The organism is Variovorax sp. HJSM1_2 (genome assembly GCF_049316285.1).
GTDB lineage: Bacteria > Pseudomonadota > Gammaproteobacteria > Burkholderiales > Burkholderiaceae_C > Rhodoferax_B.
The window spans coordinates 19891-43996 of sequence record NZ_JBMOXA010000001.1; the positions used below are offsets into that span (position 1 = coordinate 19891).

Annotated in this window: 22 protein-coding genes; 9 read left to right on the top strand and 13 right to left on the bottom strand. The window is 63.0% G+C overall.

Going from position 1 to position 24106, the window contains the following annotated elements:
• The first annotated feature begins 319 nt into the window (after window positions 1–319).
• The gene (locus tag ACFQ95_RS00090; protein WP_422828750.1) at window positions 320–2584 is read left to right on the top strand and encodes a PhoX family protein; all 2265 of its coding nucleotides are present in this window, start codon (window positions 320–322) and stop codon (window positions 2582–2584) included.
• A gap of 89 nt (window positions 2585–2673) precedes the next feature.
• Here ACFQ95_RS00090 and ACFQ95_RS00095 read toward each other — a convergent pair whose 3' ends face one another.
• The 9 genes from ACFQ95_RS00095 to ACFQ95_RS00135 all read right to left on the bottom strand — a co-directional run bounded on the left by ACFQ95_RS00095 (window position 2674) and on the right by ACFQ95_RS00135 (window position 10988).
• The gene (locus tag ACFQ95_RS00095; RefSeq protein WP_422828751.1) at window positions 2674–3372 is read right to left on the bottom strand and encodes an SDR family oxidoreductase; all 699 of its coding nucleotides are present in this window, start codon (window positions 3370–3372) and stop codon (window positions 2674–2676) included.
• Window positions 3373–3494: 122 nt separating this feature from the next.
• Complete coding sequence (locus ACFQ95_RS00100; RefSeq protein WP_422828752.1) at window positions 3495–4106, bottom strand: TetR/AcrR family transcriptional regulator; 612 nt, start codon at window positions 4104–4106, stop codon at window positions 3495–3497.
• Between the two features lie 61 nt (window positions 4107–4167).
• Window positions 4168–4851 carry a DUF2325 domain-containing protein gene (locus ACFQ95_RS00105; protein WP_422828753.1) on the bottom strand — a complete coding sequence of 228 codons (684 nt, stop codon included), beginning with the start codon at window positions 4849–4851 and terminating at the stop codon, window positions 4168–4170.
• A gap of 185 nt (window positions 4852–5036) precedes the next feature.
• Window positions 5037–5528, bottom strand: a complete 492-nt coding sequence (locus ACFQ95_RS00110) for a dihydrofolate reductase (RefSeq protein WP_422828754.1) — start codon at window positions 5526–5528, stop codon at window positions 5037–5039.
• Window positions 5529–5706: 178 nt separating this feature from the next.
• Window positions 5707–7185: a TolC family protein gene (locus ACFQ95_RS00115; protein WP_422828755.1), complete on the bottom strand. Its 1479-nt coding sequence runs from the start codon at window positions 7183–7185 to the stop codon at window positions 5707–5709.
• A gap of 6 nt (window positions 7186–7191) precedes the next feature.
• Window positions 7192–8151 (bottom strand): efflux RND transporter periplasmic adaptor subunit, encoded by a 960-nt coding sequence (locus ACFQ95_RS00120; RefSeq protein WP_422828756.1) that lies wholly within the window; start codon window positions 8149–8151, stop codon window positions 7192–7194.
• A 7-nt stretch (window positions 8152–8158) separates the two neighbouring features.
• Entirely contained in the window at window positions 8159–8365 is a 207-nt protein-coding gene (locus ACFQ95_RS00125) for a DUF1656 domain-containing protein (RefSeq protein WP_422828757.1), read from the bottom strand.
• Window positions 8365–10467, bottom strand: a complete 2103-nt coding sequence (locus ACFQ95_RS00130) for an FUSC family protein (RefSeq protein WP_422828758.1) — start codon at window positions 10465–10467, stop codon at window positions 8365–8367. Before ACFQ95_RS00130 ends, ACFQ95_RS00125 begins: the two co-directional genes overlap by 1 nt.
• On the bottom strand, window positions 10464–10988 hold the full coding sequence (locus ACFQ95_RS00135; protein WP_422828759.1) for a MarR family winged helix-turn-helix transcriptional regulator: 525 nt from the start codon (window positions 10986–10988) through the stop codon (window positions 10464–10466). Before ACFQ95_RS00135 ends, ACFQ95_RS00130 begins: the two co-directional genes overlap by 4 nt.
• Window positions 10989–11105: 117 nt before the next feature.
• On the opposite strand from ACFQ95_RS00135, the gene ACFQ95_RS00140 reads away from it, so the two are divergent.
• A complete protein-coding gene (locus ACFQ95_RS00140; protein WP_422828760.1) occupies window positions 11106–11474 on the top strand; it encodes a VOC family protein in 369 nt (122 codons plus the stop codon).
• Window positions 11475–11527: 53 nt separating this feature from the next.
• On the opposite strand, the gene ACFQ95_RS00145 is transcribed toward ACFQ95_RS00140, so the two are convergent.
• The 3 genes from ACFQ95_RS00145 to ACFQ95_RS00155 form a co-directional block, all read right to left on the bottom strand.
• On the bottom strand, window positions 11528–12505 hold the full coding sequence (locus ACFQ95_RS00145; RefSeq protein ID WP_422828761.1) for a thymidylate synthase: 978 nt from the start codon (window positions 12503–12505) through the stop codon (window positions 11528–11530).
• Between the two features lie 51 nt (window positions 12506–12556).
• The gene (locus tag ACFQ95_RS00150) at window positions 12557–13009 is read right to left on the bottom strand and encodes a GNAT family N-acetyltransferase (RefSeq protein ID WP_422828762.1); all 453 of its coding nucleotides are present in this window, start codon (window positions 13007–13009) and stop codon (window positions 12557–12559) included.
• A gap of 181 nt (window positions 13010–13190) precedes the next feature.
• Window positions 13191–13952 carry a DODA-type extradiol aromatic ring-opening family dioxygenase gene (locus ACFQ95_RS00155; protein ID WP_422829214.1) on the bottom strand — a complete coding sequence of 254 codons (762 nt, stop codon included), beginning with the start codon at window positions 13950–13952 and terminating at the stop codon, window positions 13191–13193.
• 444 nt (window positions 13953–14396) lie between these two features.
• Here ACFQ95_RS00155 and ACFQ95_RS00160 point away from each other — a divergent pair, with 444 nt between their 5' ends.
• Window positions 14397–15917: a sigma-54 interaction domain-containing protein gene (locus ACFQ95_RS00160; protein ID WP_422828763.1), complete on the top strand. Its 1521-nt coding sequence runs from the start codon at window positions 14397–14399 to the stop codon at window positions 15915–15917.
• A 64-nt stretch (window positions 15918–15981) separates the two neighbouring features.
• Here the strand turns inward: ACFQ95_RS00160 and ACFQ95_RS00165 are convergent, their stop codons facing one another.
• A complete protein-coding gene (locus ACFQ95_RS00165; RefSeq protein WP_422828764.1) occupies window positions 15982–16569 on the bottom strand; it encodes a BPSL1445 family SYLF domain-containing lipoprotein in 588 nt (195 codons plus the stop codon).
• 346 nt (window positions 16570–16915) lie between these two features.
• On the opposite strand from ACFQ95_RS00165, the gene ACFQ95_RS00170 reads away from it, so the two are divergent.
• The 6 genes from ACFQ95_RS00170 (at window position 16916) to ACFQ95_RS00195 (ending at window position 24101) form a co-directional block, all read left to right on the top strand.
• On the top strand, window positions 16916–18145 hold the full coding sequence (locus tag ACFQ95_RS00170; RefSeq protein WP_422828765.1) for a substrate-binding domain-containing protein: 1230 nt from the start codon (window positions 16916–16918) through the stop codon (window positions 18143–18145).
• Window positions 18146–18302: 157 nt separating this feature from the next.
• Window positions 18303–19073 (top strand): ABC transporter ATP-binding protein, encoded by a 771-nt coding sequence (locus ACFQ95_RS00175; protein WP_422828766.1) that lies wholly within the window; start codon window positions 18303–18305, stop codon window positions 19071–19073.
• Window positions 19070–19798 (top strand): ABC transporter ATP-binding protein, encoded by a 729-nt coding sequence (locus tag ACFQ95_RS00180; RefSeq protein WP_422828767.1) that lies wholly within the window; start codon window positions 19070–19072, stop codon window positions 19796–19798. Before ACFQ95_RS00175 ends, ACFQ95_RS00180 begins: the two co-directional genes overlap by 4 nt.
• The gene (locus ACFQ95_RS00185; protein ID WP_422828768.1) at window positions 19795–20829 is read left to right on the top strand and encodes a branched-chain amino acid ABC transporter permease; all 1035 of its coding nucleotides are present in this window, start codon (window positions 19795–19797) and stop codon (window positions 20827–20829) included. The genes ACFQ95_RS00180 and ACFQ95_RS00185 overlap by 4 nt, the downstream gene beginning before the upstream one ends.
• A gap of 4 nt (window positions 20830–20833) precedes the next feature.
• Window positions 20834–21898 carry a branched-chain amino acid ABC transporter permease gene (locus ACFQ95_RS00190; protein ID WP_422828769.1) on the top strand — a complete coding sequence of 355 codons (1065 nt, stop codon included), beginning with the start codon at window positions 20834–20836 and terminating at the stop codon, window positions 21896–21898.
• Window positions 21899–21962: 64 nt separating this feature from the next.
• Window positions 21963–24101 (top strand): D-(-)-3-hydroxybutyrate oligomer hydrolase, encoded by a 2139-nt coding sequence (locus ACFQ95_RS00195; protein WP_422828770.1) that lies wholly within the window; start codon window positions 21963–21965, stop codon window positions 24099–24101.
• Window positions 24102–24106 lie beyond the last annotated feature (5 nt).

Here is a 24106-nt window from a genome sequence, read left to right on the forward strand (position 1 = left end):
GAACTTTGGAGAAGAACCGATGGCTGTGCTGGCACAACAGCAGCCTCTTGAATGCTGGCTTTACGCGCTGGGCAAAAAGGATCCCGTGGCGTTGGCTAGCCGGAACACGGTGGTTCCATTGAATACATTTCTTTGTGCATGATTGACGATCTAACGCAGGGGGTCAAGCGAAGCGGTGTGCACACGACGCAACAAGTAGGCTTGCACGCTTGGCAAACTGTCAGAAGTGATAGGTGCTGGATTTCTTGGAACTGTCACAGAGCTTTCATTTGGCTTTCGTACGCTCACGGCTTTTGCAACAACGCCTGAAAGCGACACGATGAATAAGCGAGTGGACATTCCCAGCAACGGTTTTGCGCACGACGAAATCGACCAGAACAATTCCGGCAATGAGACGTTTCAACACGTCTTGCAAGCGCGGCTGAGCCGCCGTGGCCTGTTGCGCGGCGGTGTGGGCACGGCCGCCACGGCCGTGATGGGCAGCTTGGGTTTGAGCGCTTGCGGCGGCGGCAATAACGACAACGACGCGGCGTTCGTCGAAAAGCCCAGCTACTTCAGCAAGCTGGGTTTTGCGGCCGTGCCCAAGAGTCTGGCCGACCTGGTGGCCGTGCCAGCGGGTTACACCGCCAGCGTGATCTACGCCTTGGGCGATCCGTTGAATGCCAGCACCCCGGCCTACAAGAACGATGGCAGCGAAGCTGATTTTGACAACCGCGCGGGTGACCACCACGACGGCATGGAGTACTTTGGCCTGAACGTCTCGGGTACCGAGCGCCAAGACAATAGCTCCAACCGTGGCCTGCTGGTGATGAACCACGAAGCCATCACCGACCAGTTCCTGCATGTGGCCGGCACCACTTCGGGCACACGTCCCGCGTCCGAGTCGTACAAGGAAATCACCGCGCACGGCATCTCCATTGTCGAAGTGGCCAGGAGCAACGCCGGCGTATTCACCACCAACAACAGCTCGGCTTTCAACCGCCGCATCACCCCCTTGACGCCGGTGACGTTGTCGGGTCCGGTCAAAGGCAATGCCCTGGTCAAGACGCTGTACTCCAAAGACGGCACGGCAGCACGCGGCACCATCAACAACTGCGGCACCGGTGTCACGCCCTGGGGCACCTACCTTAGCGGTGAAGAAAATTGGGCCGGCTACTTCGGTCGTGTCATTAGCGACAACACCGCGCGTGGTGGCGCTACCGCACGCAGCGTGGTGTCACTCAACCGTTATGGCCGCGCTGTCAGCGCCACCGCAGGCGCTGCCAGCCGCCACGGCTGGGAAACCTCGGGCACGGACGACATCTACAAGCGCTGGAACATCAGCCAGACCGGCTCCTCGACGGACGGCACGGATGACTATCGCAATGAGCTGAACACCTTCGGCTACATCGTGGAAGTCGACCCTTACGACAAGACTGCTGCCGTGCGCAAGCGCACTGCCTTGGGCCGCTTTGCCCACGAAAGCGCTTCGTTCGCCACACCCGTCGAAGGCAAGCCCTTGGTGGTCTACATGGGTGACGATTCGCAAGGCGAATACATGTACAAGTTCGTCTCGGCCACCAACTGGAGCGCTGCCGACGCGGCCGCCAGCAACCGTATTGCCGTGGGCGACAAGTATCTCGACAGCGGCAAGCTGTATGTGGCCAAGTTCGCGGCCGATGGCAGCGGTAGCTGGATTGAACTGAACATCAGCAACAGCGCCATTGCCGCGTATGCCAGCTACAAGTTTGCCGACCAGGCCGACGTGTTGGTCAACGCCCGCCTGGCGGCCGACGCCGTGGGCGCGACCAAGATGGACCGCCCCGAGTGGTGTGCCGTGCACCCGCAGACCGGCGAGGTGTACTACACGCTGACCAACAACAGCAACCGCAAGATCGATGCGACCTCTGCCCAGTTTGTGGTCGACGCGCCCAATCCACGCGCCTACCAGGACGCAAAGATCGGTGGCAGCCTGGGCTCTGCGGGCAACATCAACGGCCACATCATCCGCACCAAGGACACCGGTGCGAATCCGGCCGCGACGAGCTTCAACTGGGACGTTTATCTGTTCGGTGCCGAAGCCGGTGCGGATGCCAGCAAGATCAACCTGTCGGCCTTGACCAACGACCAGGACTTCTCCAGCCCTGACGGCATCTGGTTCAGCAAAAAGACCGGCCTGTGTTTCATCCAGACCGATGACGGCGCCTACACCGACGTCACCAACTGCATGATGCTGATAGGCGTGGCCGGCAAGGTGGGCGACGGTGCCAAAGCCACCTTGTCCTACACCAAGGCCGACGGTTCGGCTTTGTCCGTGGACACCTATGTGGGCGCCAAGCCTGCGGCCGACCAACTGCGCCGCTTCCTGGTGGGCCCCAAGGACTGCGAAATCACCGGCTGCACCGAAACGCCTGATGGCCGCGCGCTGTTTGTGAACATCCAGCACCCCGGTGAAACCATTACCAAGGCCAACATCGGCGACAGCAGCAAGTTCCTGAGCCACTGGCCCGGCAGCATTGGTTTCGGTGCCGGCGGCGCTTTGGCCCGCCCACGTTCGGCCACGGTGGTGATCACCAAGAACGACGGTGGCCTGATCGGTAGCTAAGCCTAGCGGCTGGTTTGATAAAAAGGGGCGGCACCGTGTGGTGCCGCCCCTTTTTTTGCCCTTGTTCGGCAATGCCGCTTTATGCCGCCTTAGACCGCCAGGTAGGCGGGTGTGGCACTCGACAGGCTGGCCTTGACGCCGCGTGTCAGCTCGTCGCCCAGCACTTCTTCGGCACCGGCTTCGAGTGCATCAAAGGCCTGGATCACCACTTCTTCGGGTGTCAGTTTGGGCGCGTCTACACCCGTGGTCAGGTCGGTATCAACAAAGCCCATGTGCAGGCCCGTGACCAGCGTCTTTTGTTCGCGCAGTTCGTGGCGCAGGCCGTTGGTCACGGCCCAGGCGGCCGACTTGCTGGCGCCATAGACGCCGAGCAGCGGGCGGTTGATCCAGCTGGCGATGGAGAGCACGTTCAACATCGCGCCACCGCCGTTCCTGGCCAACACGGGCGCAAAGGCCTGGGCCACCTGAATGGGGCCTATCACATTGGTTTCCATGTGGCGGCGCACTGAGGCTGCGCTGCCTTCGGGCAGAAAGCCGCCAAAGTCGGCGATGCCGGCGTTGTTGATGACGATGGTGACATCGCTGGCCACCTCAGCCGCTGCGGCCAGTTGCTCGGGTGAGGTCACGTCGAGTTGGAGGGCTTGCACACCGGCGAGGCTGACGCTGGCCGGCTTGCGCGCACCAGCATAGACCTTGCGCGCGCCGCGCTTGAGCGCTTCTTGCGCAAACGCCAGGCCCAGGCCGCGGTTCGCGCCAGTGATCAGGATGACGGCATTTTCGATTTTCATGATGGCTCTTTCGTTGAGGTGAGGCAGGTTAAGCGGAATGTTTGCTGATTTCAATATATATGATGATCATCATATTTAAAGGGAAAAATAAGCGCTGCCCATGTCTGCGGCAGCGCCGGTTTTCAGTCGCTGGCCGTGGCTTGTGGCCGGCCAAAGGTGTTTAGCAGCATATTGCGGCTGGCTTCCAGCACGGCACGGCCCTGGGCGTTGGCACCCAGCGCACGGGCCAACTGCACGGCCCCCACCAGGGTGCTGGCCACGGCCGGTGCACTGTCTGGCGCGGCACCCGCGGGCAAGACTTGCTGCACCAGTTCCACCAGGCTTTGCACACGTTGGGTCGACGCGGTGCGCACGTTTTCTGCCTGGCGCGGAATTTCCGATGCGAGCGCGGCAATCGGGCAGCCACACTCGGTTGCGTTCAGATGTTGTTCGGAAAGATAGGACTCGACCAGCGCCCGGAACGGGTCCACCCCTTTGGCGCGGCGCAGCGCCGTGCCCTGGGCGATGTTGGTGGCACTGGCACGGCCGGCGTATTCCACGGCTTCGGCCAGCAAGGCATCACGTGAGGGGAAGTGTGCGTAGAAGCCGCCGTGTGTCAGGCCAGCTTGCTTCATGATGTCCGCCACACCCACACCGTGGTAACCCGAGCGGCGAATGGCACGCGCGGCCACTTCAAGAATGCGCTCGTGGGTTTGTTCCTTGCGGCTCATGGGGATGTCGGCGGAGGTGTTCATCAGCGTCTCACTTTCATCTTTTTTATGATGGTCGTAATATTAATCCGCTGTATGTGTTTTGTCAAACATCGGCCAGAAGCGTCGCCTCGTGGCCGCGCACCACGTGTACGACTTGTGGCTGGTCGACCATCACGCAGGTTTTGCCGGTGCGTTTGCAGTGGTCTTGCACGCGCCAGTAGGCACCATGGCTCAGGCAGCCGGTTTGGCAGATCACCAGATCGGCGGCTATCAGGCTGGCTTCGAGCACGGCTAGGTTTTCGGTGTCGGCCGTGGCGTAAGAGAGCACCTGGCCGCCCGCCGATTCGACCACTTGGCGTGCCGCCACAGCGTGTTGTGTGTCGCCCAGGCAGAGCACCGACTTGTTTTGCAGCTCGCGCGGTGTCAGCGCCTGCGCTGCCTGGGGGGTTGTCGTTCTGGCGCCATGCCACTGCCAGTGCAGGCGTTCGCGCATCAGGCTTTGCACACGTTGCTTCAGCAGCTCCACGCGCTGGGCCAATACCACGCGTTTAGGCAGGCCGGGCAGCTTGGCGTGTAACGCGGCCTGGTCTTCACGCGCCAGGGCGAGTGCCGTGTCGCGCTGGATCACGGCGGCGCGCAGCCGCATTTGCTCGGCTTGCAGTTTGGCCACATCGGCGCGCAAGGCTGCCACGGTCTGGCTGCAGCGCTCTTGCACCCGCGCGTACTGGCGGCTCAGGGCGATGTACTCGCCGAGCAGCTCATCAAAGTTTTCCGGAGAGGCCGTCATGCTTGCGTCCATCAGAGTGGAGATGGACGCATCTTAGATGAGAATGGTTCTTATTTTGTTGAATTGCCGCAAGCTGACCTGTGACCGTGCCGGCAGCAAAACAAAAAATTGAAAGAAACTGGCCTGTGACGCTGACTGGTTCAGCGCAAGACGCTCTCAAAAGGAGAGTAAAAGCGGCCGCCGATTTACGTTTGTTTGCGTTTGTAGGTGACGAATTTAAAAGCCAAACCCGTGCTCGAGACGTGGGCTTCGCTTGCCACGGCCTGCCAGGCCTCGCCCAGCGTGGGCGCAAAGGCGTCACCCTCGAATTCGGCCTCGATCTCGGTCACCACCACCGACTGTGCCAGCGGCAGCGCCTGGGCGTAGATCTCGGCGCCGCCAATCACCCAGGCATCTGCGTCGGCCGGGCACAGGGCACAAGCCGCTGCAATGGACGAGGCCGCCTGGGCCCCGGGTGACACCCAATCGGCCTGGCGCGTGACCACGATGTTGGCGCGGCCCGGCAGTGGGCGGAACCTGGGCGGCAGCGAATCCCAGGTTTTGCGCCCCATGATCACCGGGCAACCCAGCGTGGTGCGTTTGAAGTGCGCCAGGTCTTCGGGCAAGTGCCAGGGCAGCTGGTTTTGCCGGCCAATGACGCCATTGGCAGCGCGGGCGTAGATCAGGTGGAGTTGCATGCGGGGGATTTTATGGGGTGCTTTGCATCACTCAACGCGGGGCAGGCCGCGCGGATCGGGATGAGATGCAAGGCGCGGCTTGCAGCCAATAGCCTTTGCTATTGGCAAAAAGCGCAACGCCGCAGATCGCCCGATTCCGTGCGGCAGGCACCGCGAAGAGTTGTGCAGAGCGCCCCAGTTAGGTCGGTTCCCAGCCACCGCCGAGGGCCAGGAACAGTTGCACCTGGTCGTCGGCAAGCTGCGCTTCGCTGGTCGCCAAGGCGGCTTCGCTGCTGGCCAGGGAGCGCTCGGCATCCAATGATTCCAGGTAACCCACCTTGCCGCCAGCGTACAGGCGGCGCGCTTGTTCGGCGACGATCCTGGCTTCGTCACGCGAGGCTTGCAGCGCGGCTTTGCGGTCGAGTTCGTGGGCGTAGCTGGAGAGTGCGGTTTCTGTTTCGCGCAGCGCGGCCAGCACCGTGCCGTCGAACTTGGCGAGGGCCATGCGTGTGCTGGCCTCGTTTTGCGCAATGCGTGCATCGACCACACCGGTGTTGGGAATGGTCCAGGAGATCAACGGGCCCAGGCTCCAGGCCAGGGTGTCGCGCTGGGCAAAACCGCTGGCCAGCCCGGCCGACGAGGCCGACAGGCCCAGCGTGACCTTGGGGTAACGGTCGGCCATGGCCACACCTATGCGCGCGGTGGCGGCCGCGGCTTCACGTTCGGCCTGGCGAAGGTCCGGGCGGCGGCGCAGCAGCGCGGCGCCATCACCTACCGGAATGGCGCCGGCCACCTGCGGCGGTGTGGTGCAGTTGACGGCTTCGCTGCTGAAGGCCTGTGGTGGACTGCCGGTCAACGTGGCCAGGCGAATCAAGGCGCTTTGGCGCTGCGCCTGCAGCGGCGGCACGGCGGCCTGCAACTGCTGCAACTGGCTGCGTGCACGTGGCAGGTCCAGGGTGCCGGTGCGCCCAGCCTGTTGCAGGCGCTCGGTGACTTCCACCGCACGTTGCTGCAATTGCACCGACTGGTGCGCACTTTGCAGCCTGTGGCCGGCCGAGCAGATTTCGGCGTAGGCACGGGCCGTGCTGGCGGCCACGCTGACACGCGCCAAATCCAGCGCCGCGGCGCTGGCGAGTGTGCTGTTGTGTGCGGCTTCACTGGCGCGTTGCAACTGGCCGAACAGGTCGATCTGGTAGGACACCGAACCCGCCACGCTGTAGTGGAAAGCATCTGGCGGCTCGTAGCCGGGTTTCAGCACGGACAAGCCCGAGGCATGGCCAAACGACGGACCACCGTTGACGTTGATGGCCGGCTTTTGCGCACCGGCGACTTCGCTTTCCATGGCCTGCACACGCTCCAGGTTGGCGGCCGCTTGGCGCAGGTCGGTGTTGTGGGCCAGGGCCTGGCTCACCAGGCTGTCGAGTGTGGCGTCGTTGTACAGGCGCCACCAGTGGGTCGGCAGCGGTGCCGGGGTGTAGGGACGGGCGGCGGCGGCATCGGCCGAGGAGGGGGCGCTGGCGGCGCCGGCGAACGGCAGGCTGGCGGCGGGTTGGGCGGCCACGGCGTCAGCAGGCATTTGGTAGCTCGGGCCTATGGGGCTGCCGGCGCACGCGGCCAGCAAGGCAGCCAGGGCGACGGCCGACAGTGGCCGTGCCATATTGGATATCAGGGCTTGCATGATGGCTTAAACCTTCTGGCCTCGGTTGGCTTCCATCGCCAGTGGCGCCTGCACCGGCACGGTGTTGGCCGCACGGTCGTGCTCCAGCACTTGGACGGTGACCGTTTGGCCGGCCACCAGACGTGTGCCTTCGGGCAGCGGGTCGAGCTTCACGCGGATTGGCACACGCTGCGCCAGGCGCACCCAGTTGAACGTGGGGTTGACGTTGGGCAGCAGGTTGGCGCTGGTGGAGCGGTCGCGGTCGGCAATGCCGGCGGCAAAGCTTTCCACGGTGCCTTGCAGAACGACGTTGTTGCCCATGGTGCTCACGCGCACGCGGTCGCCGAGGTGGATGCGTGCGAGCTTGGTTTCTTCAAAGTAGCCTTCCACGTAGAGCGAGTTCTCGTCGACCAGTGCCAGGGCCGCGTGGCCCGCGCTGGCGTAGCTGCCTTCGCGCAATTCGAGGTTGGTGATCTGCCCGGCGGTGGGCGCGCGCACCTGGGCACGCGCCAGGTTGAGTTGCGCACTGTCCAGTGCCACGCTGGCCTGGGCCACGGCGGCGCGGGCCTGCTCTACCCGTGACTGGGTTTGCTCACGCGCTTCCTGCGATATCAGCGAGCCCAGGTCCGTGTTGCGGCTGGCTTCACGCTGCGCCTGCGCCAGCACCGTGCGTTGTGCGGCCAGGCCGGCCTGGGCTTGGCGCACGGCCAGGCTGTAGCGTGCGCGGTCCACCTCGAACAACAGGGTACCGGCGGCCACTTGCTGGTTGTCGTGCACCGGTACGGCGGTCACCAGGCCGGTGACGTCGGGGGCGATCTGCACGATGTTGGCGCGCACGCGGCCGTCACGTGTCCAGGGGGCCAACTCGTAGTGGTCCCACAGGCGCAGGCCGGCCCACACGGCGGCCACGGCGACGCCGGAGGTGATGAGCACGGGCACCACTTTTTGCAGGCGTTGCTTCAAAACGGTAGAGGTAGCGGATTTCATTTCAAACTCACTTCAAAAAAACGGTGGCTTGCGACAGGCCATACAGCACCAGCAGGTACAGCGCCATGTCGAACAAAGACGGGTGCCAGACCCAGCGGTAAAAGCCGGTGGCGGCCAACAGGCGGCGCAGCAGCCACATGGCGGGTAACGCACCGGCGGCGAGCAGCATGATCCAGGGCAGGTACATGCCAAAAAAATTCGTTTCACCAATCATCAGTTGGCTCCTTGGATGGTCGCCGTGGCCTTGCCTTGCAGCGCGGCGGCTTCGGGAAAAAGATTGCGGCGCATGCCCACCAGCGCACTGATGGCGGCGCGTTGCGCGGTTGAAATATTGGCCGGTGCCGCGAGCGCGCGGGTCAGCGAGGCGTCGATGCGCGCCAGCAAGGCGGGCGGGTTGTCCACGGTTTGGCTGGCGCTGCGGCGGCGGAAAAGTTGCGCCAGCTCTTGCATCAACGCGTGGCCGGCATCCGGGCCGAAGAAGCTGCGTGTGTGCTGCAGTGCCACGATGTCGGCGCCCACGCGCAGGTCTTGCAGCGCATCGGCCGAAACACCGCTGACCACACCACCGGCGGCGGCAATACGCGGGGCCAGCAGGGCGGTGCGGTCCAGCATGCGCGCGGCATAGGTTTCGGCCTGTGGTGGCAGGCCCGGTGCGGCGGCCATTTCGGCCAGCTCGCGCCAGGTGGCGCGCTGGATGCGGCGTGCGCTCCAGTCCACACCCACAGAGCGCATCAGACTGGTGATGCGTGAGGCCACCACAATGCCCAGTACCTGGCCTATCATCGAATTGGTGAAAGTCACCAGGTCGGCGGTGGCGGTGTCGTGCATGGCCAGCGCGGTGGCCACGCCAAACAGGATGGGCATGGCTTTGCCGGCGGTGCTGGGGCGCGCCACGTAACAACCGAGCAGCAGAAAGGTCGGGGCGCAGACCGCCACCAGCATGCCGAAGTCGTGTACCAGCGGCAGCAGCACCAGCACGTAGACGGCACTCAGCGGAATCGACCACAGCGTGTATTTCAAGAAGCCGTGGATGGCGGGCACGGGGTCGTCCATCGACGCAAAAAAGCTGCAGAACACCGCTGCCATCATCACGGCGGCAGAGCCCATGGGCCAGCCGGTCAAGATCCAGAAAGCGCTGCACACACACACCGACAACACGGCCGCCAGGGCCGACAGCACGGCCATGCCGCGGTCGCGGTGCATGGCTTCTTTGCCCAGTGTTTCCATGCGGCTGGACGGTTGCAGCCGGCCGCTCAGGCCGGCGTCGACCTCGCTGCGCAGGGCCAGGCTGCTTTGCCAGCCGGAGACCAACTCTTCCAGCCGTTCGGCCAAGGCCAGGCGCAGTGCACGCGACCAGGGGGACAAGGCCAGACCTTGGGCAGCACCGGCGCGTCGAATCGCCTCGCGCAGGGCGGCCACGTCTTGAGCGGCCTGCGGGCCGGTGGCGTCAAGCGTCTGCAGCCACTGGGCGACCTGGCCAAGCACGGCCGCCACATCGGGTGCCAATGCGCCTTCGGCCTGTTGCAAGGCGGCCAAGCGGTCTTCCACCGCCGAGAGTGCGGGGGTGAGCGCGGCAATGCGGTCCTGCACGCCACGCACCGCGCCTACGGTCCAGCGGAAGTGGGTGGTGTCGAACGGAATGTGCGTGGACAGCAGGCGCAGCTGTGTGATGTCGGCGGCGACGCGGCGCCGGTCGGCGCTGAGGGTGCCGGCGTTGGCGCTGGCCGTGGTGGGTTGCACCAGATCGAGCAGCCATTTGCGTGCGTCGCCCAGGCTGCGGTCAAGCAGGCCGAGCACCGATGGGCCCACACTGACGGGCAGCACCAGGCTGTGCACGACGGTCGCCGCCAGAATGCCCAGGCCTATCTCTTCCACGCGCGCAATGCCGGTGTCGAACATTTGCAGCGGGTTGTCCACCGCCGGAAAGCCCACGAGTGCGGCGGTGTAGCCCGCCAGCATGAACACATAGGAACGTGGCGTGCGGTCCTGCAGCGAGAAGTAGAGACACACGCCCAGCCACAGCGCGAGGGCCAGCGTGAGCAGTTCGGGCGCATTCGACATGGCTGGCACCAGCATCACGGCGGCGACACAGCCGAGCAGGGTGCCCATGAAACGAAACAGGGCTTTGGAGCGCACCGCTCCGGCCAGGGGGCTGGCCACCACATAGGTGGTCATCAGCGCCCAGAACGGCCGCGGCTGGCCCATGCGGCTGGCCGCATACATGGCCAGCATCGCAGCGGCAAAGGCCTTGATGGAGAAGATGGCTTCGGCGCGGCTGAAGCGCGGCAGCGCGAAGTGCATGGCCGCCAGCTTCATGCTGCGCCATCCTTGCGGCTGCCCACGGCATCCATGGGCGCCAAGCTGCTGGGCGCACAACCCAGGCGCTCACGCAGTTGCGTGAACACACGCAAACAGGTCTCCAGATCTTCGTCGGCAATGCCCTGGTAGAGCAGCGTGCGCATGTCGGTCAGGGCCGATTCAATCTGCGCGGCAGCCTGGGCGCCAGAAGCGGTGAGGTGCAGGGTTTTGGCGCGTCGGTCGGCCGGGTCTTCGCGGCGGTCTATGAAGCCCATTTGCTGCAGTTGGTCAACCGAGCGCGCCAACGACGGCCCCTCTATGTTCAGCAGGTCGGCCAGCACACCCTGGCGCAGACCGTCGCCCTGGCGGCCAATCATCACCAGCGGCCAAGCCAGTGCTTGCGACAGCCCCATATGCGCCACCGCCTGGTTGGCAATGGCGCGGTAGCTGCGCTCCAGCACGGGCAGGGACACACCCAGTGTCATCATCACCGACTCCCGGCGTGTACGTTGTGCGCCCGTTTGGCGTTTAGTGACCATTTCATGCCTTTGATATTAGATAGCAAGCTTGCTAATATTGTAGATGAGCTTTGAAATTTTTGCTGGTGGCGCTTGCTTCAGGGGTAAAAGGGCGCTGTTGCTTGAGAGGAGATGCCTATGCACAGGAGCAAATTGGCCGGTTTCATCATCGACTGCGAAACCGGCGATGTGGCTGGCGCTGCGGCGTTTTGGAGTGCCGCCTTGGGGATGCGGGCCAACCCGCCCGAGGGCGCTTACGCCGCGCTGAACGACGGCCAGCACGGTTTGAACATCGAGGTGCAAGCTGTGGACCACCCGAGCCGCGTGCACCTGGACATTGAAACCGACGATGTGGCGGCGGAAGTGTTGCGGCTGGAGGCGCTGGGCGCGACGCGCGTGAAGCCCGTCAAAACCTGGTGGGTGATGCAGGCCCCCACGGGCCACCGGTTTTGTGTGGTGCGGGTGCAGAGCGCCAACTTTGCGGCCTTGGCCACCGCGTGGCCTTGAGGCGCGTGAAGTGTGTGAAGCGCGTGGAGCGTTCTAAATAGGTCGCCCGGCGCTCAAACCGCCATCGGCGCCGTCAGCGGTGCATGGTGTTGGTAGCCTTCCAGCGCGAAGTCACTGGGCTCCACTTTCTCCAGCCATTCTGGGGCGTAGACACCGGTTTCGGCGTAGCTTGGAATACGCGAGTTCAGCACCAGTTGTGGCGCGGCAAAGGGCTCGCGCTTCAACTGCTCCTGCAACATGTCGACGTGGTTTTCGTAAATGTGGGCGTCACCAATGAAGTAGGTGAACCAGCGCGGCTTGTAGCCCGTGAGGCGCGCCACCAGGTGTAACAGCGCGCCACCTTCGGTCAGGTTGAAGGGTGTGCCCAGGCCCACGTCGTTGCTGCGGATATACAGGCACAAGGAGATTTCGCCCTTGGCCTTGTTGACCAGGAACTGGTACAGCAAATGGCATGGCGGCAAGGCCATTTCTTCCAGTTGCGCCCAGTTCCAGCCGTGGAAGATGATGCGTCGGCTGCCAGGGTCCTGGATGATGGTGTCCAGACATTGGCGCAATTGGTCTATGGCCTTGTACAGCAGCACTTGGGCGCCAGCACCGTTCGGGTCTTCAAAGGATGAGATCAACTGGTAGCCGCGTGCCAGAGCGTCCTGGATCTGCGCCGTGGCATCCGCCTGCAGCACTTTGTAGGCCGGCCAGTCGCGCCACTGCACGCCGTAGACCGGGCCCAGATCGTCGGCGCCCAGGCGGTAGGGGTTGGCCAGCCATTGCTGGTTCTCGTTGGCGTTCTGGTCCCATACCTTGCAGCCCAGCGCACGGAACTCGGCAGCATTACGTGAGGCCCGCAGAAAGCCCACCATTTCACCCACGGCCGACTTGAAGGCCAGTTTTTTGGTGGTGACGGCGGGGAAACCTTGTTGCAGATCAAAACGCATCATCGCGCCGGGCAAGCTGAGTGTGCGCACGCCGGTGCGGTTTTCTTGCCAACTGCCGTTGTCGAAGATGTTCTGGACGAGGTCGAGGTACTGTTTCATGAGGGCGCTTTCTGCTGGAGCGGTATCGTAAGGCAGGCGGGATAACTTGGCTCAGGCTATGTTTTTGGCCATGAAGACACTCAGCGGATCATCCGGGTAGTCGCCGAACGGGCCGCGCCGTACAAAACCCGAGCGTTCATACAAACCTATGGCTTCGGGTTGGCGTATGCCGGTTTCCAGCATCACCTGGCTGCAGCCTCTGGCCAGGGCCTGGGCTTGCAGAAATTCCAGAATGCCTTGTGCCAGGCCCTGGCCGCGGTGTGCAGGCTGGACAAACATGCGTTTGAGTTCACCAAAGTCTTCACCCAGGACGATGGCGCCACAGGCCACAGCCTGACCGGCATCGTCGCGCGCCACGGCAAACAGCACGTTGGGCTGCACCAGCGCTGCGATCGGAATGCCGTAGTGGCACTCTGGCGGGTAGAGTGGTTTTTGGTGTGCATCAAGGGCTTCGACGAGGCGCACCACGTCGGCTTGGTCGGCGGGTTCAAGTTGGATGGGCATTGCACGGAAGAAACTGGCCACCTGCGCCAAGCACCGGTCCCAAGAATATTTTGAAAACCATAGCTGCTCGCGCAAGCGGGATGAGCGGAAACGTCGGATTTTTGCCGGGACCAGATGAGGCCCTGCGCATTGATTTTCGCAGCTTGGCGCAAAGCCCTGTCAGCCGGGCCGGTCGGCCGATTCAGTCGTGGGCGGCAGCACCGAAGCGGTAACTCGATACCACCAGGCCGCCCATGAATGCCTGCTCGTGGTAGACGCGTGTACCCGCTTCGGTCTCCGCGGCACCCACGGCAACCATCAGCGGGATCAAATGCTCCTCGCGTGGATGTGCCACACGTGCGGCCGGCGCAGCGGCCCAGTCGCAGAGTTTGCGCGCGCGCTCTGCTGCCGTGCCGCTCACCACCGTGTCGTCCAGCCAGTCGTCAAACATTTTCGACACACCATGCGCCTGCGGGCCGAAGTTGCGCAGGTTGTGGTAGCTCAGGCCGCTGCCAATGATGAGCACATCTTCGTCGCGTAGTGGTGCCAGCGCACGGCCCAGCGCGATGTGCTCGGCGGGATCCAGGCCGCGGCGCAGTGAAAGCTGAACCATGGGCACGTCTGCATGGGGGTAGATGGCCGCCATCGGTGAGAAGGCGCCGTGGTCGAAGCCGCGCTCGGCATCGGCGGCCGCAGGCAGGCCGGCGGCTTCTATCAGCTGCTGGACCCGCAGCGCCACTTGCGGTGCTCCCGGGGCGCTGTAGTGCACCTGGTAGGTGTGCGGCGGAAAGCCGCCATAGTCATAAAGCATGGGCGGCTGGGGATGGGTCTGCACCGTGAAGGCCGGGGCTTCCCAATGGGCCGACACCATCAGAATGGCGCGGGGCTTGCGGCCGATTTGACGCGGCATGTCCGCCAGCGCGGCCTCCAGCTGGTCATAGCGGTTTCCCATTTCTTCTTTCATCCAGGGCCAGGGGCCGCCGCCATGCGAGATGAAGTAGGTCGGAAGCCGTGCGTTAGAAGAGGGGCTCAAGGTGGCTTCTCCGGTATAGCGAATATGAGGGGCGGTGTTTTTGGAGGATGCCCTGCGGCAGCAGACGGCAGGGGCAACACGCATAGTCTACGAGTGCGCGGCACAAAACGGGTGTCGGCCCAACGATGTAGCCGGCGGGGTGTGCCTGACGATTACCCAGGGAAAACACCAAGTCCCGCAGTCTGTTCGCCAAGTATCAGGATCATGTGCAAAAATGATAGCTTATTACGTATGCTGAATATGCGCTGGAATCATTTTTTTCATGTGTTTCCAAAGCCCCAGCCAAGGGATTGTGGTGTGTAGGCAAAAACCGCTTGTAGCGTCTCCAGCCTCTAAACTCAGCTGCGTTGATTCCTGTTCCAACAAAAGGTTTTGATGCCCCTGACCCCATCTGCCTCCGTTTTGCCGCTAGACCCCGAAGGCATACTGGCCTATGCCGCGCGGTCGATGTTCCATCTGTTTTCCAGCATCAGCCAAGGCATGTTCCTGGTGGACCGCAGTGGGCGCATCGTGTGGGTGAACGAGGGCTACAAACGCTTTCTGCCCGCCTTGGGTGTGGCGTCGGCCGACGAGTTTGTCGGCCGCATGGTCGAGGATGTGATTCCGAACACACAAATGCGCGAGGTGCTGGAAACCGGCCAGCCCATCCTGGTCGACCTTTTGACCAACCGTGCTGGCACCTTTGTGGTCAGCCGTATTCCGCTGCATGCCGAACAGGCGGCCACGGCCAATGGGGGATTGGGCGAGGTGATTGGTGCGATTGGCATCGTTTTGTTCGACCACCCGGAAACCACACTCAAGCCACTGATCAGCAAGTTCGCCATGTTGCAGCGCGATCTGGATGACGCGCGTCGCGAACTTGCCGCGCAGCGTGCCCATGCGCTGCTGCAAACCTCGCCGGACGGCCAGCGCCGCGCGAAGTACAGCTTTGCCAGCTTTATCGGCAGCAGCCCGGCCGCGGTCGACGTGAAGCGGCATGCGCGGCGCGCCGCACGTTTGTCCAGCCCGGTGTTGCTGCTGGGCGAGACCGGCACCGGCAAGGAGTTGCTGGCGCACGCCATCCATGCGGCCTCGGCGCGCGCGGCTGGGCCTTTTGTGAGCATCAACATCGCTGCCGTTCCCGACACTTTGCTGGAGGCCGAGTTCTTTGGCGTGGCGCCAGGCGCCTACACCGGCGCCGACCGGCGTGGGCGCGACGGCAAGTTCAAGCTGGCCGACGGCGGCACTTTGTTTCTCGATGAAATCGGCGATATGCCGCTGAGCCTGCAGGCCAAATTGCTGCGCGCACTGCAAGAAGGCGAGATCGAGCCGCTGGGTTCCAACAAACTGGTGGGCTTTGATGCGCGTGTGATAGCGGCCACTTCGCGCGACCTGTCTGCGCTGGTACGCGAAGGGCGCTTTCGCGAAGACCTTTATTACCGCCTGAACGTGTTGCCGCTGCGTGTGCCGCCGCTGCGCGAGCGCCGCAGCGACATTGCCGCGCTGGTCGAAGCGCTGGGTGAAGACGTGGCGCAACGCAGCGGCGAAACCCCGCCCGAGTTGATGCCCGATGCGCTGGCCCTGCTCGGAGCGCAGCACTGGCGTGGCAACATCCGCGAGCTGCGCAACGTGCTGGAGCAGTTGTCCATGCGCAGCGATTCCGCGCGTATCGACGCCAACGAGGTCAAGCGGGTGCTGGGGGAAACCGGCCTGGAGAAAATCGACGCCCTCAAGAGCGCCGAACCGGCTGCCGCAGATGGCGAGACCGTCAAATTGCTCCGACCGCTATCGCAGCAGATCGCCGAATTGGAGCAGCGGGCGATTGCGGCGGCCATGGCCTCGACCAGCGGCAACAAGCTGGCGGCCGCGCGCCTGCTCGGCATTTCACGTGCAACGCTCTACGACCGCATGGGCTGAGGCGCAAACAAAAAAAAGGCTACGGATGCCCGTAGCCCCTTGGCGAATACTGACTGGTACGTGTTCAGTTGATCTCGAGTTTGGTGATCTTCGAGCCGGACACTGACACACCCGCTTCAAGGCCGCCGTTGGTCATCACAAAGCTCACCACGGGTTGGCGCATGGATTGTGTGTCCACCGAACCATTGGCGCCCACGGTGGCGACCGCTACCGTGGCATCAACGCCTGCGGTCCAGCCCTTGCTGTTGCGGAAGCTGGCCAGGGCTTCCTGGGTGTTGAACAGATAGATCACGGCCTTGGATTGTGCGCCGGCCTGGAAGCCGATGGAGCCGCTAGACGTGCTGTAGTAGCTGTCGGTCTTGCCGTCTATGAGCATGGAGCCCTTGCCGTAGTCAGCACCGACCACAAAGCTGGCGCCCACCACCGAAGGGAAGACCAGCACACCAGCGGCCTTGCTGGCCATTTCGCGCGAGCCGGTCACCGAGGCGTAGAACTTGGAAAGTGTGGCTTGGACGTTGGCATCAATCGCCGAGCGCGACGACATGCTATTGGCCTTGTCGGTGCTGCCGGTGGTTGTGCAGCCGGTGAATGCGATGCTCAGAACGGCCACCGCGGCTATGGAGGTCAAAGTGCGGAACTTGGATGTTTGCATACGGATTTTCCTTGAGTGTTTGAATCACCAGGGGACACGCTGGGCCGGATGCCGCTTCTCGCAATCACGATGTTGGCTCAGGCTACGTATGAATTTGTAGGTAAGACGTATCGTTATGCAGCAGTTGCAAGCAAACGCTAGCCCATTCTGTGACAGGGCTGATGCAGCTGACCTAGTTGTAAACCCTGTTTGCACAACAGACTTGTGTATGAAATTTAGTCAAATAATTTGTCTTAAATTTAGACAAATTATGGGCGTACTGTGCGTTTGTGTTAGAAAACCGTGCCAGTTCACCTGGCATGGACTGTGCATAAATCAACCATCACTATAAGTAAGGAGACAAAACATGCAACGTCGTTGCTTCGCCCTGCGCTTGCCGGCGCACGCCGCCATCGCCGCTACCGCTGCCTTGCTGACCACGGCGGGCCTCTTGATACCCGCCGGTTCCGCCCTGGCGCAATCTGGCGAAATCAAGATTGCCCACGTCTACAGCAAGACCGGCCCACTCGAAGCCTATGGCAAGCAGACCCAGGTGGGCTTGATCATGGGCCTGCAATACGCCACCGGCGGCAGCATGACGGTCAACGGCAAGAAGCTGGTGGTGATAGAGAAGGACGACCAAGGCAAGCCCGATCTCGGCAAGAGCCTGCTGGCCGCAGCTTACTCGGACGACAAGGCCGATATCGCGGTCGGACCGTCGTCGTCGGGCGTGGCCCTGGCCATGTTGCCGGTGGCCGAAGAATACAAAAAGATCCTGCTGGTGGAGCCCGCCGTGGCCGACGCCATCACCGGCGACAAGTGGAACAAATACATCTTCCGCACTGGCCGCAACAGCAGCCAGGACGCCATCAGCAATGCCGTGGCGCTGGACAAACCCGGCGTCACCATTGCCACGCTGGCGCAAGACTACGCCTTTGGCCGCGATGGCGTGAAGGCGTTCAAAGACGCGGTCAAGCAAGCCAAGATCGTGCACGAGGAATACCTGCCCGCCAACACCACAGACTTCACCGCTGGTGGCCAGCGGCTGATTGAAAAGCTCAAGGACGTGCCGGGCAAAAAGGTGATCTTCATCATCTGGGCCGGCGCCGGCAACCCATTCAAAATTGCCGACCAGGACCTGAAGCGCTACGGCATAGAGATCGCCACCGGCGGCAACATCCTGCCGGCCATGGCCAGCTACAAAAACTTCCCCGGCATGGAAGGCGCCACGTATTACTACTTCGGTATTCCCAAGAACCCGGTGAACGAAGCCATGGTGGCGGCGCACTACAAAGAGTTCAAAACGCCGCCGGACTTCTTCACCGCCGGTGGTTTCTCTGCCGCCATGGCCTTGGTGACCGCGCTGAAAAAGACCAACGGCGAGACCGGCACCAACAAACTCATCAGCGCCATGGAGGGCATGAGCTTCGACACACCCAAGGGCAAGATGACCTTCCGCAAGGAAGACCACCAGGCCATGCAGAGCATGTACCACTTCAAGATCAAGGTGGACCCGGCGTTTGCCTGGGGCGTGCCAGAGCTGGTGCGCGAGATCAAGCCTGAAGAGATGACCGTTCCGATTCGGAATACGCGCTAAAGCGCTCCCCCGTTTCGCGCTCACTGCGTGTGCGCGCATACCCCCCAAAGGGGGCGCACCCAGCGGCCCGGCAAAGCCGGTTCCGCGGGCGCCCCAAATTGGCTCGTTTGCCGATGGGGCCATGTACGGCCCCTCGCTTTTCTTTATTCGAGGCCCGATGCTAGAAACCCAAGAACTCACGATCCGATTTGGTGGCCACGTGGCCGTCAACGCGGTGTCGTGCCGCTTTGAGCCCGGCACCCTCACGGCCATCGTGGGGCCCAATGGTGCGGGCAAAACCACTTACTTCAACCTGATTTCGGGGCAGTTACGCGCCAGTGCTGGCCGTGTGACGCTGGGCGGCAAAGACTTGACGAACCTGCCCGTATCGGCGCGTACCCACGCCGGCCTGGGTCGTGCGTTTCAGCTCACCAATTTGTTCCCTAACCTCAGTGTGTTGGAGAACGTGCGCCTGGCCGTGCAGGCCACGCAAGAGGGCAAGCACCGCCGGGGCCTGAACCTGTGGAGCATCTGGAGCGACCACCGCGCGTTGACCGAACGTGCCCAGGCTTTGCTGCAAACCGTGGCCATGGTGGACCGGCAACACATGCCCGTGGCCAGCCTGCCGCATGGCGATCAGCGCAAGCTCGAAGTGGCCTTGCTGATGGCACTGGAGCCGCAGGTCTACATGTTTGACGAGCCCACGGCCGGCATGAGCCATGACGAGGCGCCGGTGATCCTGAACCTGATCCGCGAGTTGAAAAAAGACAAAAGCAAGATCATCCTGTTGGTGGAGCACAAGATGGACGTGGTGCGTGAACTGGCCGACCGCATCATCGTGCTGACCAACGGCACGCTGGTGGCCGATGGCGCACCCGCCGAGGTGATCGCCTCGCCCGTGGTGCAAGAGGCCTATCTTGGTGTGGCCAAGGACAAGGAACCCGCATGAGCACGCCAAACTTGCTTGAACTCAAAGGCGTGCACACCCACATCGGCGCCTACCACATCCTGCACGGCGTGGACCTCGCCGTGCCCAAGGGCCAGCTCACCATGCTGCTTGGGCGCAACGGCGCGGGCAAGACCACCACGCTGCGCACGGTGATGGGCCTGTGGCATGCCTCGCAGGGCAGCATCCAGTTTGCGGGCCGAGACATCACCAAGCTGAATACACCCGATATCGCGAGTTTGAATATCGCCTACGTGCCCGAGAACATGGGCATTTTTTCTGACCTCACGGTCAAAGAAAACCTGCTGCTCGCCGCGCGTGGCGCACGCAACGCGGCGCAGATGGATGCGACGCGGCTGGAGTGGATCTTCAAGCTGTTCCCGGCGGTGGAGAAATTCTGGAACAACCCCGCCGGCAAACTTTCGGGCGGGCAGAAACAAATGGTGGCGGTGGCGCGTGCGATTGTGGAACCACGCGAATTGCTCATCGTCGACGAGCCGAGCAAGGGCCTGGCCCCGGCCATCATCGACAACATGATCGATGCGTTTCGCCAGCTCATGGCGGGCGGCACGACGATCCTGCTGGTCGAGCAAAACATCAACTTCGCCAAACGCCTGGGCGACCATGTGGCGGTGATGGACAACGGCCGCGTGGTGCATGCCGGACGCATGGCCGCACTGGCCGAAGACGAAGCGCTGCAACGTTCCTTGCTGGGATTGGCCTTATGAGTGAGAGCAAAGTTTTGACCCCGATAGCCACAGCTTCCCGAAAAAGCCGCATCGCCCCCGACTTCGACTGGAAGCCGCTGGCCCTGGTGCCCGCACTCGCGCTGCTGGTGTTGCCCTTCATAGGCTCGGGCGCCACCTGGCTCACGCTCACCATGGCGGGCCTGGCCATGGGCATGATCATCTTCATCATTGCCTCGGGCCTGACGCTGGTGTTCGGCCTGATGGACGTGCTGAATTTCGGCCATGGTGTGTTCATCGCCCTGGGCGCGTTTGTGGCCACCAGCGTGCTCGGCACCATGGGTGACTGGACCGGCTCCGACAACCTTTGGAAGAACCTGCTCGCGGTATTGCCCGCCATGCTGGTGGCCATGGCCGTCGCGGGTGCGCTGGGGCTGGCGTTTGAGCGCTTCATCGTGCGGCCGGTATATGGCCAGCACCTGAAGCAGATTCTCATCACCATGGGCGGCATGATCATTGGTGAAGAGTTGATCAAGGTGATCTGGGGGCCGCAGCAAATCCCGCTGCCATTGCCGCAAGGCCTGCGTGGTGCATTGTTGATGGGGGACGCCGCCATCGAGAAATACCGCCTAGTGGCGGTGGTCGTGGGCCTGCTGGTGTTCGCCGTGCTGGCCTGGACACTCACACGCACCAAGCTGGGTTTGTTGATACGCGCCGGTGTGCAAGACCGTGAAATGGTCGAGTCGCTGGGCTACCGCATCTCGCGCCTGTTTGTCGGCGTGTTTGTGGCGGGCAGTGCCCTCGCCGGTTTGGGCGGTGTGATGTGGGGCCTGTACCAACAAAACGTGGTGCCGCAGATGGGGGCGCAGGTCAACGTGTTGATCTTCATCGTCATCATCATTGGCGGGCTGGGCTCCACGGGTGGGGCACTGATAGGGGCGCTGCTGGTGGGCCTGATGGCCAACTACACCGGCTTCCTGGTTCCGAAGCTGGCGCTTTTCTCCAATATCGCACTGATGGTGGCCGTGCTGCTGTGGCGGCCACAAGGTGTGTATCCCGTGACCAACCGTTGACGCCATGCTGAACCGAATCCTTTCAAACGATATGCCGCGCAGCAAGCTGCTGGCCGTGCTGTTGGTCGCCGTATTCCTGGGCTTGGCGCTGGCGCCGTTTCTGTTTCCTGGCGTGAAAGCGCTGTCCGTTGCCGCCAAGGTGCTGGTGTTTGTGGTGCTGGTCGCGAGCTTTGATTTGCTGCTGGGCTACACCGGCATTGTGAGTTTTGCGCACACCATGTTTTTTGGCATTGGCGCCTACGGTATCGCCATCGCCACCACACGCATGGGCCCCACCTGGAGCGCGCTGCTGGCAGGGCTGCTGGGGGCCCTGGCGGTGTCGCTGCTGTTGTCGCTGGTGATTGGCCTGTTCTCGTTGCGCGTGCGTGCCATCTTCTTCGCCATGATCACCTTGGCGGTGGCGGCAGCCTTCCAGACACTGGCCTCGCAGCTGTCCGAGCTCACCGGGGGTGAGGACGGTTTGAGCTTCAAGGTTCCGCAATGGTTGTCGCCTAGCTTTGAATTTGCCGACGAGCCGTTTCTGGGCGTGTCGCTTGATGGACGCCTGCTTTGTTACTACCTGCTGTTCGTCGTGGCCGTGGTGTTGCTGCTGGCGCTGCTGCGCATTGTCAACTCGCCGTTTGGCCGTGTGCTGCAAGCCATACGCGAAAACGAGTTCAGGGCCGAGGCCATTGGTTACCGCGTGGTGGTGTACCGCACCACGTCGAGTGTGTTGTCGGCCATGTTCGCCTGCTGCGCTGGTGCGATGCTGGCGCTTTGGCTGCGCTACAACGGGCCCGACACCTCGCTGTCGTTTGAAATCATGATGGACGTATTGCTCATCGTGGTGATAGGCGGCATGGGCACGGTTTATGGCGCGGCCATTGGCGCGGTGCTGTTTCTGGTCGCGCAAAGCTATCTTCAAGACCTGTTGCGCCTGGCCCAGGAGGCCACCAGCGCCATACCTCTGCTCAGCGCGCTGCTGTCGCCCGACCGTTGGCTGTTGTGGCTGGGCGTGTTGTTCGTGTTGTCCGTTTATTACTTCCCCACCGGTGTGGTGGGGCGGTTACGTGCGAGTGCCGCACGATAGGTTTTTTGCTTGATCTGTGTTGTTCCCGTGTTGAGTAGATAACGATGACCTAGGAGACAAGACCATGACGAAACCTGTGAATCTGTGGCCTGCGGTGTTGGCGGGCGCGGTGCTGACCGCCTGTGGTGGCGGCGGCGGCAGTGGCTTGAATGCCAGCCGCATCAACGCCAAACCGACGTATCTGGGGGCAGTGTCGGCCAAGAGTTATGACGGCGCCAGCGACGACCTGTTGACCGCAGGCTTGGGCAAGACCGGCTTGGGCTCGGCCGTGGCGCCGACCTATGCCAATGCGTTGGCGCCCACCGCTGCAGAGTTGCGCCGCGCCGCCATCTACAACAACTACCGCGCCTTGCTCGACATGACGGCTGCCGGTGGCTACGGCACGCTGTACGGGCCGAACGTGGATGTGGCGGGCAAGGTGACGGAAGGAGAGGGCCGCATCGCTGGCACCGAATACCTGGCCTTTGCCGACGACGGCACAGGGCGCCAGAACGTCACGCTGATGGTGCAGGTGCCGGCCAGTTTCGACAAGGGCAAGGCCTGCATCATCACCGCCACGGCCTCGGGTTCGCGCGGCGTCTACGGCGGCATTTCTACTGGCGAATGGGGCTTGAAACGCGGCTGTGCCGTGGCCTACACCGACAAGGGCACGGGTGCCGCGCCGCACGACCTGCAGAACGACAGCGTGCCCTTGATCGACGGCACACGCACCAGTGCTGCAGCGGCTGGCAAGAGTGCCGCGTTCAACGCCAACCTCACGGCCAGCGAGCTCAGCGCCTTCAATGCCGCCACGCCGAATCGCTTTGCCTTCAAACACGCACACTCCGGGCAGAACCCCGAAAAGGACTGGGGCAACAGCACACTCAAAGCCGTGGAATTTGCCTACTACGTGCTGAACGAACAGTTTGGCCAGGTGGATGACAAGACCGGGCAAAAGCTCAAGACGCTGGACTCCGACAACACCATCGTCATCGCCTCCAGCATCTCCAACGGTGGTGGTGCCGCGATTGCCGCCGCCGAGCAGGACAGCAAAGGTTTGATCCGCGCCGTGGTGGTATCCGAGCCCGCAGTCGAGCTGCCGGCCAACCCCGGCGTGACCGTGACACGCGGCAGCAGCCTGCTGCCGGTGGTGGGCAAAACGCTGATGGACTACACCAGCTTTGCCAACGTCTACCAGCCGTGCGCGGCGTTGGCGGCTTCGTTGACCGGTGCGCCGTATGCGGCCAGTTATGCCGCCGGTTTTGCGGCGCTGGCTTTTCCGGTGGCGCCCAATCGTTGTGCCGCCTTGCGCACCGCTGGGCTGCTCAGCAGTACCGGCACTGCAGCCCAGGCCGAAGAGGCTTTGCAGAAGCTGCGTGACTACGGCTGGGAGCCCGAGTCGAGTGTGCTGCATCCGTCGCTGATTGCGTTTGAAGTGGCACCTGCGGTGACCGTGACCTTTGCGAATGCGCTGGCGCGCAGCAGTGTCAAAGACAACCTCTGCGGCTACAGCTTTGCCGCCGCCACCGGCACTGGCGCGGTGACCACCTTGGCGCCGGCTGCGTTGGCCAGCATGTTCGCCACGGGCAACGGTGTGCCACCGGCCGTGGGCGTGCAACTCATCAACAACAACGCGCTGGGCGCTGCGACGCGCGACTTCCTGTCGCTCAACCCATCGGGTGTGCCGGATTGGAACACCGCTGGCGCCTTGTGTTTGCGTGGCTTGGTCGGTGGCAGCGACGCGGTGGCACTGAAACTGCAGGCCGGTGTGAACGAGACGCGGCGCAGTGGCAACCTGCAGGGCAAACCCGCCATCATTGTGCATGGCCGGTCGGATGCCTTGCTGCCGGTCAACCACACCTCGCGCCCCTACACCGCACTCAACCGCCTGGTCGAGGGCAGCAGCAGCCGCCTGAGTTATCTGGAGGTCACCAACGCGCAGCACTTTGACAGCTTTATCGGTCTGCCCAGTGTGTTGCCGGGTTATGACAGCCGCTATGTGCCGCTGCACGTGTACCTGAACCGCGCGCTGGACGCGATGTACGCACACCTGACCCAGGGCGCGGCCTTGCCCGCCAGCCAGGTGGTGCGCACCGTGCCACGTGGCGGCACTCCCGGCAGTGCACCAGCCATCAGCGCGACCAACGTCCCCGCTTGGTTGACCACGCCCGTGGCCGCCGACCGCATCACGCTCAGCGCAGGCGCCATCACGGTGCCGGACTGATTTCA